Origin of the sequence: Ochrobactrum sp. Marseille-Q0166, assembly GCF_014397025.1 — a bacterium.
GTDB lineage: Bacteria > Pseudomonadota > Alphaproteobacteria > Rhizobiales > Rhizobiaceae > Brucella.
The window spans coordinates 911,444-925,644 of sequence record NZ_JACJUO010000002.1; the positions used below are offsets into that span (position 1 = coordinate 911,444).

Below are 14,201 nucleotides of genomic sequence, written 5' to 3' on the forward strand. Positions count from 1 at the left end.
CGCCGCTTGGTGTCATACGCAGCAACTCAATATGGTTGATTGGTGCCGCACGCTCAACGACTGGGGCAATTTTAGGTAAGATGACGATAGGCAAGACGGATAAGGATGCTAGTATACCAGCCACCATAAATGGCGCTACATTACCCCTCGCATTGATAGTTCCGAGGAATGCTTGTCCAATTATCGCGGAGCTATAGAAAGCAATCATGTATAAAGCAAGAATACGGCCTCCTATTTTTTTCGTCTGATGCCAGCAACAGCCAACTCTCGATAACTAGGAAAACACCAATAGCGGCCCATCCGTATAAAAGCCTTAACGCAAACCAGAACCATTCGTTAAAATACATTCCCTGCAAGAGAACGCTAACAGCAATCAGATAGGCGAAGCTGCTATATGCACGTATGTGGCCAATACGGACGATCAGTCGGCCCTGAAAAAGTTCACCTAAAGTGAGCCCAACAAAGTAAGCAGACGACACAATGCCGATGACGGTCGCAGATGTGCCTTCAGCATCTAGTCTCAGTGTTGTTAGAGAAGAGAGAAAGCCATTTCCGATGCTGACAATAAATAGTCCGAGAAGGGGGGCTAGCACCATTGCCAGCAATTGCGGGGACATTGTGACCTCTATAAAGTTGAGCAATTGCTCAATTGATAATGAAACTCATCGCATTATGCTGGTTGGCAACCTGTTTCGATGAGGTAAATCTGAATAGCTTGCGATGTGATATTCTCAATATGAAGGCGTCTAAATTCGACTCTCAATTCATCCGTTAACCGATTCGTTGTGTCGCTTATCAGCCTGCAAATATGTCATTCAAGTGAAACAACGAGTGGGCAAAATAACAGGTAGAGTTAAAATCGGTGAGGAGTGTGGAGGCAAAGACGGGTGTGGGAATGCAGTTTACCGCGATTTGAATTGTATTCTTGCGTGGTTATTTGAAAAGCCAATTAGAAATAAAAATATAACGTTTATAAGAAAACAACATATTTTAATAAGGTCCGAATGTTATATAATTTTTTTGTTTTAATTATTTTCGATTAAATAATATGAATGGCAACCCAGACATCAAAGAATTAACATAACGACGTTTTTGGTATTTACCATTCAGGGATATGCGTGGAAGTTCTTCTGGTCTTTTAAGACCATCAAGTGTTAATACGCCCGGTTGCGTTGTGACTGCTGCACGAATGCCTGCCGCGGCAACTGCGGTCGTCTGATGTTGGCTGACTGCCGTTTTCCAACCATATGGATAAGCGAAGGAAAGGGGACGCTGCCCAGTGATCTTCTGCACTTGAGATATAGAATTTTCGACCTCCCGCTTTAAGCGCCGGGGGCTGATGCGTCTCAGGTTTACATGATTTATAGTATGCGCACCTATGTGAGCCAACGGATCGCTTGCAAGCGATTTGATGTCTAACTCTGTCATCACGAGTTCATCTACAATTGCCAGCGGATTAATTTGGCAAGATTTCGCAGCATCGTCGATCTTTTGCACGGCGAGGTCTTCGTCAATTGATTGAACGAAATCAGCTAAACGACGGAAAGCTGTCGATTTGTCAGTACGAGTTTTGCAACGTACGTTTTCAATGCCAGTGCCAAAGTCAAAGGAAAAAGAGGTAACTTCTTGTGTTAGCCTGGCTGCTGTTTCCCACCAAATTGTTCTGGTGCGACTAACGAAGCCTGGAGTGATGAAAACGGTATAAGGGATATTGAATTTACGAAACACAGGGGCAGCAAATTCGGCGTTATTCTTATATCCATCGTCTAGTGTGAAGGCGAAAAATTTACGGTTGTCCGTCGGGTCGCTTAGCAGTGCCGGTATATCATGCAAATGAACAGGAATTAGACCCCGCTCTTGGGCAGCGCAAATAGCAACTTCGAGAAATTCTGGTGTGATTGAAAGAATATCGTTGGGATCAAAATCAGCTGCCTTGGTAGGACGGACATGATGAAGAGTAAATATCACGCCACGCCCGCTTGCGCTCGGAAAAAAATGGCTAAGCAGTGGAATAGAAGTGATTTCCAAGCCAATGCGTATAGTGCAGTATTTTAGAGCATTTTTGAAGACACTTAGCGGCAACATCCGGCGTTTCCTGCTCTGAAGATTGTTGTTATTTATTGTAAATTCGTCGCTTTATAACTCGAAATATTGTTATGGGAAGATCAACAATACCGGGTTTCAGATCGCTCCAGGAAAATGCTGCCCATGCGCGGACTCTGAGTAATGAAGCAAGATATTCTCTAATCCGTAACTTTCCTCTCATCATAAGAATAACCGCAGCGACAAGATCACGAGATAGATACATCCAGGCGGCTTCGGAATGAGCTGGCAATGCAGGCTTTTCTTGCCGATTATTCATAACGTCCCACATCATTTGCGTTATGTTCATGCCGGTTGCGCCGCTCAATGCGAACCATGACCAGGGACGGGGGTTTACATCCAGAATATTAAGCATTCCGTTGGTAGGATCTCGCTTGAATTCCACCTCCACCAGTCCACTATAGCGAACTGAACTTAATATTTTGCGTGCCGATGTTATGGCTTCTGGAGCATTTATCGTTTCAACAAACGTGCTGGTGAAACCAAAGTCCACAGGGTATTGACGGCTTCTTCGAGCTGTAAACTCGCCAACGGGTCTACCGTCGTGCCAAAAAGCTGCGTAGGAAAGCTGCGTGTCACCATCGCCGGGAATTAGGCGTTGAATTACGATCTTTTCTAAGCCGATTTCCCGAGTTGCCGTTTGAAAAACCTTAATGAAGGAAGGTTTATCGTCGACTTTTAACACTTTGGCTTTAGCTAGCGCGCTGTCGCCACCGCCCATATTGGGTTTGAGAACGATCGGAAAATGAAAGTCTTTTTTATAAACGTCGTCGTAAGATGTCAGATGATAAGTCATTGGATGAGCAATTTGTAGTTCGTCTGCGCGTCTATAAAGATTAGGCTTGTCGCAAAGCCACTTCAATCGTTCCCACTCTGGTGTCATGAGAATAAATCGTGTTGCAAGAACATCAGTATTCTGTGACACAAACTTTACGTCCTGATCACTGGCGGGTATCAGCAGTGCGCCTCTCAGCTTGTATAATTCAGCAATCTTAAGGAGTTCTTCGGTTGCACAGGCCGTTTGCGGTCCGGACCATCGAATGCTTTTCTTAATGTGTCGTGACCATCGAGCTAATGGATAGTCATTTGTGATGTAGAATACCGGTATTTTGAGTACCGCCAAGCTCCTCGCTAATGCCAGAGAGCCATGAGCTCCGCCAAGTATGATAACGCTTGACGGTGATAATGTTGGATGTGATCGCGACATATAGCTGTTACCCATCAATAGCGATCACATCCGTATCAGCGAAATATAAACTGGTATATAACTGACGATCTTTTAATTAAGCATTTTGGCCAGTTAATTTGTCACTGTTAAATTTCCTTGGGGAGCAAGGGGTAGTTTGTATAAACTGATCGGGCAACAACAGCGGCTAATATCGCTTTAATCAGGTCGCCAGGTACGAATATCATAGAGCCGATTAATGCCTTGTCGAAAGAAAGGCCGGTTATAGCCATAATGCCGATAATTCCGGTCAAATATAGTACCAAGATGCAGCCGAAAATTGATGCAAATGCAAAGCCAAACAGTTGTATTAAACTAGACTGGGATCGCTTTATAAGGCGTTGAGCTAGAAAGCCGGTAGTCAACACAGCAGGAAGCCAACCGATAAAAAAGCCAACAGTAGGACCCGCATAAACGGCTAGTCCGCCTCTGCCGCCGGATAGTACAGGCATCCCGATCGTTACGAGAGCCACCACAAGCAACACGGCGACCACACCACGCTTTGCCCCAAGTACCATCCCTGCGAGCATAACGCCAAATGACTGTGCGGTGATTGGCACCGGAACAAAGCCAAGTGTTATGGGTGGTATTAAGCCTAAGGCCACTATAATGGCAGCAAATAAAGAAACAAAAACAAGATCTTTGGTATTCATAGGTTCATTTTCCGCTTCGATAATTTTAAGGCGTTATCGCAAGTTTCTTGCATCAATAGCCTGTGCTATCTGATCGGCTTGCTGCAAAGTTAATATGATAAGCGATGGCAGTATTGTGAACATTCGCAATTTCAAGCCGCGCGCTTTGTGTGCGTCTCGTATTGCTTCATACCGTGTCAAGATTTCTGGTACAAATCGTAAAACCAATCCCAGCGCAAGACCAATATCTTCCGCATTTCCTAAGCCCATGCGTTCGATAGGCTTTGAAAAATCTGTAATCGCTTGAACAAAATCGCCTATTTTGGTCGTTGCAGTTATCGTTGCAGCGAGCAGCATTAAACTTGTTAGCCGCAGTAATTGAAGAGCTGCCTGTTCAAAGGTTCCAACCAAAAAACTAAAAAAGGCAACCAGAACAATGGTTAAAAATATAGGAATTAAGCGCTGTATAGCCTGTATAAATGATTGCGAAATTGAGAAATATAAAATTCCACCGAAAATAAAGACTATAGTTAGTATTAAAATACTTTTGGAAATAAATATAGCGGCTCCTATCGCAAAAAGCGAAACTAATTTCAGTTTGATATTTGTACGGTATAGAAATCCGGTGCCATCAATGTAAAGAGAGCGGATCAATTTGCTATTTCCAAGTATTTAGCTATCGCGATAGAGGGATGGGCATCCTCAACTATCCGACCTTCATGAAAGACCAGCACACGATCATATGATTCAACGAGCGACAGATCGTGAGTTATGACAATCGTTTGTTGCGGTAGTGCATTAATTATTCGCTCGACCTTTCCACGGTTTCTTAAATCAAGCTGATTGGTTGGCTCATCAAAAATAATCAACTCCGGTTCCGTCACGAGGACTGATGCTAATGCTGCGAGTTGTAGCTCACCACCAGAAAGCTCATGCACCCGACGGGAGGCGAGATATTCTGAATTTAACCTTGAAAGTACAGTTTTACACATCTCCGCACGTAAACTTTTATCAACTACAAGCTTTCTGAGACCAAATTCAATATCATCTTGTACGATAGGCATTATGATCTGGTTCGCAGGGGTTTGAAAGATATAGCCTACGCAGCGATGCGAACGCGTATCTTCGAGCGTGATTTTTCCGGATGATGCCTTTTCGAGGCCTGCTATAAGGCGTGAAAAGGTGGATTTTCCGGATCCGTTTAGGCCAACAATACCTATTCGCTTTTCAGATATGGATAGAGTTACCGGGTGAAGCGCAGTATGTTCTTGATACTTAACGCATGCCTTTTCGAAACGAATAATCACCCTTTGTGCCTCTTCGCGATCTTGTAATCCACTGAATAGAAAATGCACTATTCACTGGCTGGTTGAGTATCGCGACATGAACTGAATGGCAATAAGCAGGTTTTTGCTATTACCATTCATGCTTTATACAAAATCTATACATATGAGATTTGACGTCGAAAATCTGCCTTATGAAGTATATTTATATATAAAATTAATAAAAATAGAATATATTCATGCATAATTGAATGCGCATTATTATATATTTTTTTATTTACCATTTTACTCGAATTCCTATGTTTCCGATAATATTATAATTATTGCCAAATCTTCTAATACCGGAATTTATTTATCCTTCACCATAAAGCGAATACTTATTATTATCCCAGTTATAAGATCCACCTATTTCAATTCCTCCCCAAGAAGATTGTTGCGCACTTGAAATTCGAATTCCGGAAACATCGAGAGAGCTTTCTTTGATAAAATCATAGTATATATTGAAAATACCATAAATATTCATGCGGTTCATCATGCCGAATTTATTCTACCAGAAAATTTCATTGTTAAGTGATAAACCAAATCGGCTCTGCAACCTGTCTCCTTTATTGAGGGAAACATTTGATCCAAAGCCATCTACAAAGTCGTCGAAGGCAATATTGGAATAAACGAGCTGAGTTTGCGGGTTGACAGACCAGCTAGATGACATTTCGATGTACTGACCAGCTTCGATGGATAACGTATATCCAAAGCCATTGTTTCCGTTTTGCAATGACGGAGCACCAATTGCTTGTGTAGTCAAATCGCTTTTATACCATGTTGTTTGAACTTGGCCATCGATATAGAAACCGCCGTTGCTATACCAAGTCAACGTTCCGCCTAAGCCATAGCCATCCGTAGATATGTCACCGTTTGCATAATTGCGGGATTTTACATCCGCTTTGCTGTGAACATATTGCAGTATCACGCCGCCTAAAAGACTGCCACCAGCTGGTTCGGTCAGAAGGCCTTCGATCCCGGTTTGTAGTTTTATATAATTTTGGCGGTAATCTGCGCCTGTCGTAGACGAGTGGGAGTTAACATGATTAAGAGCTCCTTCCATACGTGCCCAGATGCCATTCGTCTCGATTGCTATGTTGGAGTTTCTTGGCGTGGCGTAGGTCGGGTTAATATTGTCAGGTTCATTCGAGATCGAACGATTTCCGTTGTTGAACCAGACGCGTTTACTTATGCGCTGTTGCAACGAGGAAGCTTGGTTCAAGCCTTGAAGGATTTGCGGGTATGCCTCATAGATCACTACACCTGGCTGATACTCCGGAATATTGGTATCAACGCCAGGGACTTCTGGTGAAGTCGGTATCTCTTTTAGTGCGGAGCGCAAGTACCAATCATTGGCGTTCGTCGTGGTGCCATTGCCCTGATGAAGACGATAAGCATATGCGCCAGCTACAACCGCCTGCGCGCCATCTTGTGTGGTGAAATTACCTTCCAATGAAAATGCATCATCTGATGCACCTCCCACTTTGATGATTTTAATGCCTTCTGTCGTTGCGGCTAACCCATTTAAGTTGGTTACGTGGACGGTTGTTTTCGCTGCGCCGAGATAAGCATTTCCTGTGATGATCAGTTGATCTGCTGGCGAATTATCGTTGCCGAGTTCTGCATCAATTGCGAGTGCGCCGCCTTCACTGTGATAATCACCGTTGATAGTCAGTGCGCCAATTGAAGCGCCGGGCGCAATAGTGCCGTCGGAGAAGTTCGTCGTAGTGCCGACAGTTCCGCTACCTTGTAGTAAGCCGCCGAACACATTCATGGTGCCGCCAACCACTCCATCAACAGTCAAGGCTCCTCCGCTTATGTTTATCTCCCCAGCGTAAGTGGTACTATTTCCATCTAATATTTGAGACCCGGAAAGAAGCTTGAATGTACCTGTCCCTGAAAGAGATCCAGAATATGTATCGTTGGCATGTGATACTGTGAGGGAATTTACGTTGACCTCTACGAGGCCATCGCCTGTCAAACTGCGAATACTAACATCGGTTGCTTCTGATATATCGAAAGCTCCCCAAACATTTAATCGGCTGGACTGAGAAATGTCTCCGTCACCCGAAAGCGATAGCGTTCCGTCGGCAATTATTGTCTCACCGGTATAGGTGCTCGCACCAGACAATGTGAGTTTTCCTGTACCTGTTTTATTTAATGAACCGAATCCGAAAAAAACGCCCGCCGATGAAAATTCGGTTCCAACGGCGGTTTCAATCGTTCCTCCCCCCCCCGTCAAAATGACGTCACGGCCCGTTGTTTTATCAGCAGTGGTTTGCAGTGTGCCACCGTTGAGCGTCAGAATACCTGTAAGGTCACCCAGGCTATGATCGCTTGATATTGACAAAGTTCCTTGGCTAATAAACCAAGGGGTTACTTCATTGGTCGAATTATTCAGGTTCCATACCGAGGAGTCGGATTTCTCAAAAGATTCAAAGCCAATATATTGCTGTCCAACTCCGAGAAGACTGGTATCAAATATTCCATCTGTGATGCCGGCCAAAATGAGACGATCACTATCTCCATTCGCCAGGATGCCACCGCTGATTGTAGAGGTAGACCACAGTGCCAGAGTATTTTCACCGCTGGTGAAATGAATGGCCGGATCTGATATCGGTGTCCACCCTGTAGCTGTTCCTCCTGCACCGGCACCAATAAATCCGGCGTTGACGATTGTTATATTCACGCCGTTTATTCCAGCTCCTCCGGTGCCAGGTGTAAGAGGTGTTACTGCTGATAAACCAGCCCGGCCTATCCCTCCATCGCCGCCTTGAATAATGCCTGTTTCAGAATTGAAGATTCTTCCGCCAGCCAGCATTTCAATGGCAGCGCTGCCGTCCCCTCCACCAGAATTGAGCCCTCCGCGCCCTCCTGCGCCACCTTTTATCGTGCCGCTATTTTCAATCGTTGATTTGGATGAAAGCATGATTCCTGCAGCGCCTTGCCCGCCGGCAGAGCTAAGCGCGGTGCCGCCTCCGTTGCCGCCGATGATTATGCCACCAGCTTCAATGGAAACGTCTGCAGATGAGAATATGCCGACACCCCCGCCTCCGCCAGCTACTAAGCTGCCGGCTGTTCCGTTCCCCCCAAAAACACTGCCTGTTCCTAAAATTATAATTGCTGCGGAACTCTGAATGCCAGCACCACCACCACCGCCGCCGCCAGTAGAGTTGACGTTCGTGATGCCCGTTTCGCCAGTATCGCCGTTGCCGCCATGGATTGAGGTGAATACTTGAGTGGCTGTATCAATTACACTGCCAACTGAACCCGTCGCGCCTTTTCCGCCAATAGACATCGTCCCTGCGACACCGCGGGACCCTCCGGCAGCGCCGTTGCCAGTGGTCGTGTCTGTTGCTCCGCCACCTCCAGTTCCTGCACGAGTTGAAACGCTGGCATTGCCACCATCTTTGCCCATTGCTTCCGTTAATGAACCGTTAATGAACCGTTAATGCCTCCCAGTCCGCCAGCGCCACCGTCGACGATGCTGGTGCCGTTTCCGCCAGCAGCGCAGACCTGGTCAATTGGTGCCGATAGGCCAATCATAACGGCAAGAGCAAAAGTAGAAACATTCGACATTGCAAAACGCCAGTGGTAGCGAATATTTATGATTCCCTCTTAATGAAAATAAGTATTTTAGTATCTAAAAGTTGCTACATATAAATACATTATGTAATTATTAATAATAATTTATTTAAAATTTCAAATTTACATTAAATAATAATATATATAGATTATATCGTGTATATTTAATATTAATTAGAAGGCTGGATATGGTCATTATGTAAAATTGTTGCCGTAGATTTTTGTGGGTCTTGCGTATTGTTATATTTACCCGGTTCTTCCCTCGGCTGTTTAGCTCGTAAAATAAGCAGAATTCGATCAGCTTTCGCAAGTTTCCGATCTGTCATAATGGAATGCCTTTCATCAATTTCATAAACTGCGGAGGCTACGACTTTTTATTAAAATGCGGCATCTTGTCAGTCGGCCTTGATTGACGTATGCGAAACCCATAATAAACCGCCAAAATAGTATCTTGTTTGTTGGCGCTATGCTTCAGCGCCCTTCACATCATAAAGTTGGGATTGCGATGACCCTTTACCTGGATTACCTGGCTGAAATTAAAAGCAGAGAAACACAAGGGCTCGCTCCGAAGCCGATTGATGACGGGGCTTTGACTGCAGAAATTACTGCCTTGATCGACGATAGCGCGAGCGAACACCGCGCAGGCGCTTTGAATTTTTTCATCTATAACACATTGCCGGGTACAACCAGTGCTGCGGGTGTCAAAGCCGCATATTTGAAAAAAATCATTCTCGGTGAAACAGTCGTTCCCGAAATTACACCGGATTTCGCTCTTGAGTTGCTCTCGCACATGAAGGGCGGGCCATCCGTGGAAGTGCTGCTGGATATTGCGCTTGGCGACAATCCTTCGATTGCTGCGAAGGCTGGCGATGTCCTGAAAACGCAGGTTTTCCTTTATGATGCGGATATGTTTCGCCTCCGGGATGCCTACAAGGCCGGCAATACTGTCGCCAAAGACGTTCTTGAGAGCTATGCCAAAGCAGAGTTCTTCACCAAACTTCCTGACGTAGACCATGAAATCGAGGTCGTGACCTTCATCGCTGCTGAAGGCGATATTTCAACGGATCTTTTATCGCCTGGCAATCAGGCGCATTCTCGCTCTGATCGTCAGTTGCATGGTCAATGCATGATCTCCCCGCAAGCACAGCAGGAAATCGTGGCACTGCAAAAGCAGCACCCTGACAAGCGCGTGATGATGATTGCCGAAAAGGGAACGATGGGTGTTGGCTCGTCGCGTATGTCGGGCGTCAATAACGTCGCTTTGTGGACCGGTAAACAGGCAAGCCCTTATGTGCCTTTTGTCAATTTCGCGCCGATTGTTGCGGGTACCAATGGTATTTCACCTATTTTCGCAACCACTGTTGATGTCACGGGTGGGATTGGCATTAACCTGAAAAACTGGGTCAAAAAGACGGGTGAAGATGGTAAGCCGATCCTCAACAATGACGGTAATCCTGTTCTTGAGCAGAAATTCTCGGTCGAGACAGGCACCATTCTGAAGATCGACTCGAAAAACAAGAAACTGCGCGATGAAAACGGCAATGAACTTGTTGATGTTGCCTCTTCATTTACGCCGCAGAAAATGGAGTTCATGAAGGCTGGCAGCTCCTATGCTATTGTCTTCGGCAAAAAGCTCCAGACATTCGCGGCGCAGACACTTGGCGTGGAACCAATACAGGTTTTCGCGCCAAATAAGGAAATCACTGTTGAAGGCCAGGGCTTGACCGCTGTTGAAAAGATTTTCAACCGCAATGCTGTCGGCGTCGCACCGGGCAAAGTCCTGCATGCAGGTTCTGACGTGCGTGTAAAAGTGAACATTGTCGGATCCCAGGACACAACCGGTCTTATGACTGCGCAGGAACTGGAAGCAATGGCTGCGACGGTGATTTCACCGCTGGTCGATGGTGCCTATCAGTCGGGTTGTCATACGGCATCGGTCTGGGACAAGAAGGCTCAGGTCAATATTCCGAAGCTGATGAGCTTCATGAATAATTTCGGCGTTATCACGGGCCGCGATCCGAAGGGTGTTTACCACTCTATGACCGACGTGATTCACAAGGTCCTGAATGATATCACCGTGGACGACTGGGATATCATCATCGGTGGTGACAGTCACACACGCATGTCGAAAGGCGTCGCTTTTGGTGCAGACTCCGGCACTGTTGCGCTTGCACTTGCAACCGGTGAAGCCACTATGCCGATCCCTCAGTCGGTAAAAGTGACTTTCAAAGGCACGATGCAGCCTTACATGGATTTCCGCGACGTTGTTCATGCAACGCAGGCACAGATGCTTAAGCAGCATGGCGACAACGTTTTCCAGGGCCGTATTATCGAAGTTCATCTCGGGACGTTGCTGGCTGATCAGGCCTTCACTTTCACCGACTGGACAGCAGAAATGAAGGCCAAAGCGTCGATTTGTATTTCCGAAGATGAAACACTGATCGAATCGCTTGAAATTGCCAAGTCGCGCATCCAGATCATGATCGACAAGGGCATGGATAATGCCGCACAGACCTTGCAGGGTCTGATCAATAAAGCTGATGCTCGCATTTTCGAAATTCGCTCGGGTGAAAAGCCTGCATTGAAGCCGGACGATAATGCAAAATATGCTGCAGAAGTTGTTGTTGATCTCGATGAAATCAATGAACCGATGATCGCCGATCCAGACGTCAACAATGCTGATGTTTCACGCCGTTATACTCACGATACCATTCGTCCGGTTTCCTATTATGGTGGAAATAAAAAGGTCGATCTTGGGTTTGTAGGTTCGTGCATGGTTCACAAGGGCGATATTAAAATCGTCGCCCAGATGTTGAAAAACATCGAAAAGAAACAGAGTAAAGTCGAATTCAAGGCGCCGCTTGTTGTTGCGGCACCGACCTACAACATCATTGATGAACTGAAGGAAGAGGGCGACTGGGAAATACTCCAGAAATACTCAGGCTTTGAATTTGATGATGCGAAGCCGAAAACAACGAACCGCACGGAATATGAAAATATTCTCTATCTGGAGCGTCCGGGCTGTAACCTGTGCATGGGCAATCAGGAAAAGGCTGCGAAAGGCGATACGGTCCTTGCAACATCAACCCGTCTTTTCCAGGGACGTGTCGTTGAAGATACGGCTGAGAAGAAGGGGGAATCCCTCCTGGCATCCACGCCGTTGGTCGTTTTATCTGCAATTCTTGGCCGCACGCCAAGCATTGAAGAATATCGTTCGGCGGTCGAGGGTATTAACCTGACAAAGTTTGCGCCACCAAAGACGACACCTATCGATTCCTTGTCTGTTCATTATTAGAGCGCAGCTAGAAAATCTTGAAATGCCTGCGCGGGGAAATCAGCTCACTGAACTGATCTCTGATCCCGTATGATCAGAAAAAGACGCCGGTTAAAAGAAAATTTGGAGCGCCGGCCTGACCCCGTCAGGTCGGCGCTCTAACGTTTTGCGTTGCCCGAAGCTTCTCGCGCGATGAGAGAATGCGGGAGAAGCTTTGAAGTTAATCACACGATTGAATGCATTTGATGTTCCCGAGATTTTTCGGGAATTAAATTCTTATTATTACTGTTATATCTTTTTACTTAAGTATATCAGACAAAGGTTTATGCGATTTTTCTGCTTTGTTAAGATTTAATCCATCTAAAAGGTCGAGGATATGGGCTTTCATTAGAAATGAAGCTTCATTGGGCCTGTGTTTTTCTATAGAGTCGACAAGCGCATTATGGGCATGGCTTTCACATGTTGTTTCTCTGCGTTGCCAATATAGAGCGATAATCAGTGACGAGCGTGGGAGGAGTTCAGTGACAAAGCCCCGCAAAATTGAATGGCCAGCTATCTCGGCGAGATCAAGATGGAAGCGTGCTGATAGTCTTATTGCATCACTATCACGTCCAGCATGAAGCGCTTCATGTTCGTCTTGTAAATGCTTGCGAAGCTTTGCAATGTCACTGGGAGTTGCGACCTTTGCGGCAATAGCCGCAACCTCCGGCTCAATCAGTGTACGCGCTTCGAAAACTTCCCGAGCTTCGTCGCGCGATGGTTCGGCAACAAAGGCGCCGCGATTGGGTTCAAGTCTGACAAGGCGATCATGGGCGAGGGCCTGCAAAGCGGAACGTACGACCGCGCGGCTCACCGAATAGATCGTTGCCAGCTCATCCTCCGGAAGTTTGGTTCCTGGAAGCAACTGGTGGCTGACAACAGCATCACGCAGGCCCTGATAAACCGGATGCCATCGTGCGCCTCCGTTTCCGGCCTTTGTTTCGCTATTGTCGATTGGTTGATTATCAAGAAAGTGCATTTGCATCCGGATAGAAACTGGGCGGAGCGGTTAACGCTTGCGATCAGAGTACTTTTAGAGTTGGCCTAATTACATATCTAAGCCTGTTTATCGTGTGTCAATAAACGCAGCGATCAGATCCATATAATAAAGCCTAAGATTTGCAGTTTTTTTCGAGGACTGTCCTTTCATTTGCCGGGTGAATACGGTTCAAAAACGCCTTGGAATAACTTGGAAATGGGGGGCACATAGCCTCCGCGCTTGGAGGTTTTGAGGCCGAGTGCCACAAGGCTCTCACAGAGTTTAACAGCGGCTGTCACGCCATCGATAACTGGCAAGCCGTGCTCTTCTGACAAAGATGCCGCCAGATCAGCCATTCCTGCGCAGCCGAGAACTATAGCCTCTGCATGATCTTCGTGGATTGCACGCGCAATTTCTTCAGAAACTCGCTTGCGTGCATCAGAGCCTGGTACTTCAAGCTCCAACACGGCGACATCACTCGCGCGAACACGTACACAACGTGTCGCCAAGCCGTAGCGCACAAGATTATGTTCAATTGCCGGAACAGAGCGAGAGAGGGTCGTTACCACACTGAACTTTCCAGAAATTAGGCTCGCTATGTGAAACGCTGCCTCGCCAATTCCGATCACTGGCATGGTTTCCGCACAACGAGCCGCATCAAGGCCGGTATCATCGAAGCAGGCTATAATGCAGGCATCGGCGGTTGCATGTTTCTGTATTTCACCAATCATTCCAGGGATTGCAAAAACCTCATCAAAATAGCCCTCAATGCTGGGGGGGCCATCTTTGGGATTGACGGCAATAATATTGGTACCGGGCTGCGCAATGCTGCGCGCTGCCTCGCCGATCTTCCTTGTCATAGAAGCAGTCGTATTCGGGTTGACGACAAGTATGTCCATTTCCTCAAACCATCGTTCTTATCATTGTTGATGGCTTGAAGCGCGCTGCGTTTTAGATGGCCTTGTCGCGCTTCAAGTTATTATTTTAAAACGAAAGCCTTGATTACCGGCTTCCTGAATACCCCAAGCATGCAAAAGGCCTG

At 46.3% G+C, this 14,201-nt stretch carries 12 protein-coding genes; 1 reads left to right on the top strand and 11 read right to left on the bottom strand.

All coding sequences use genetic code 11. From position 1 onward, the window contains the following. Positions 1-191: 191 nt before the first annotated feature. The 9 genes from H5024_RS21185 to H5024_RS15565 form a co-directional block, all read right to left on the bottom strand. Entirely contained in the window at positions 192-617 is a 426-nt protein-coding gene (locus tag H5024_RS21185) for an MFS transporter (RefSeq protein ID WP_210309710.1), read from the bottom strand. A gap of 412 nt (positions 618-1,029) precedes the next feature. Then, positions 1,030-2,085: a polysaccharide deacetylase family protein gene (locus H5024_RS15530; protein WP_187548041.1), complete on the bottom strand. Its 1,056-nt coding sequence runs from the start codon at positions 2,083-2,085 to the stop codon at positions 1,030-1,032. 28 nt (positions 2,086-2,113) lie between these two features. After that, the gene (locus H5024_RS15535; RefSeq protein ID WP_247875302.1) at positions 2,114-3,226 is read right to left on the bottom strand and encodes an ATP-grasp domain-containing protein; all 1,113 of its coding nucleotides are present in this window, start codon (positions 3,224-3,226) and stop codon (positions 2,114-2,116) included. Positions 3,227-3,417: 191 nt separating this feature from the next. Beyond that, complete coding sequence (locus H5024_RS15540; protein ID WP_187548042.1) at positions 3,418-3,981, bottom strand: biotin transporter BioY; 564 nt, start codon at positions 3,979-3,981, stop codon at positions 3,418-3,420. Between the two features lie 33 nt (positions 3,982-4,014). Continuing rightward, positions 4,015-4,611, bottom strand: a complete 597-nt coding sequence (locus H5024_RS15545; RefSeq protein ID WP_187548648.1) for an energy-coupling factor transporter transmembrane protein EcfT — start codon at positions 4,609-4,611, stop codon at positions 4,015-4,017. Then, positions 4,611-5,267, bottom strand: a complete 657-nt coding sequence (locus H5024_RS15550; RefSeq protein WP_187548043.1) for an ABC transporter ATP-binding protein — start codon at positions 5,265-5,267, stop codon at positions 4,611-4,613. The genes H5024_RS15545 and H5024_RS15550 overlap by 1 nt, the downstream gene beginning before the upstream one ends. Positions 5,268-5,595: 328 nt before the next feature. Further along, positions 5,596-5,766 (bottom strand): hypothetical protein, encoded by a 171-nt coding sequence (locus H5024_RS15555; protein WP_187548044.1) that lies wholly within the window; start codon positions 5,764-5,766, stop codon positions 5,596-5,598. A gap of 24 nt (positions 5,767-5,790) precedes the next feature. After that, positions 5,791-8,580, bottom strand: coding sequence for an autotransporter outer membrane beta-barrel domain-containing protein (locus H5024_RS15560; RefSeq protein ID WP_187548045.1), 2,790 nt, complete (start codon positions 8,578-8,580; stop codon positions 5,791-5,793). A gap of 128 nt (positions 8,581-8,708) precedes the next feature. After that, positions 8,709-8,861: a hypothetical protein gene (locus tag H5024_RS15565; protein WP_187548046.1), complete on the bottom strand. Its 153-nt coding sequence runs from the start codon at positions 8,859-8,861 to the stop codon at positions 8,709-8,711. A gap of 511 nt (positions 8,862-9,372) precedes the next feature. On the opposite strand from H5024_RS15565, the gene H5024_RS15570 reads away from it, so the two are divergent. Then, positions 9,373-12,162: a bifunctional aconitate hydratase 2/2-methylisocitrate dehydratase gene (locus tag H5024_RS15570; RefSeq protein WP_187548047.1), complete on the top strand. Its 2,790-nt coding sequence runs from the start codon at positions 9,373-9,375 to the stop codon at positions 12,160-12,162. 277 nt (positions 12,163-12,439) lie between these two features. On the opposite strand, the gene H5024_RS15575 is transcribed toward H5024_RS15570, so the two are convergent. Continuing rightward, positions 12,440-13,159, bottom strand: a complete 720-nt coding sequence (locus H5024_RS15575) for a GntR family transcriptional regulator (protein WP_187548048.1) — start codon at positions 13,157-13,159, stop codon at positions 12,440-12,442. A 167-nt stretch (positions 13,160-13,326) separates the two neighbouring features. Continuing rightward, the gene (locus H5024_RS15580; protein ID WP_187548049.1) at positions 13,327-14,058 is read right to left on the bottom strand and encodes an aspartate/glutamate racemase family protein; all 732 of its coding nucleotides are present in this window, start codon (positions 14,056-14,058) and stop codon (positions 13,327-13,329) included. Between the last annotated feature and the right edge of the window lie 143 nt (positions 14,059-14,201).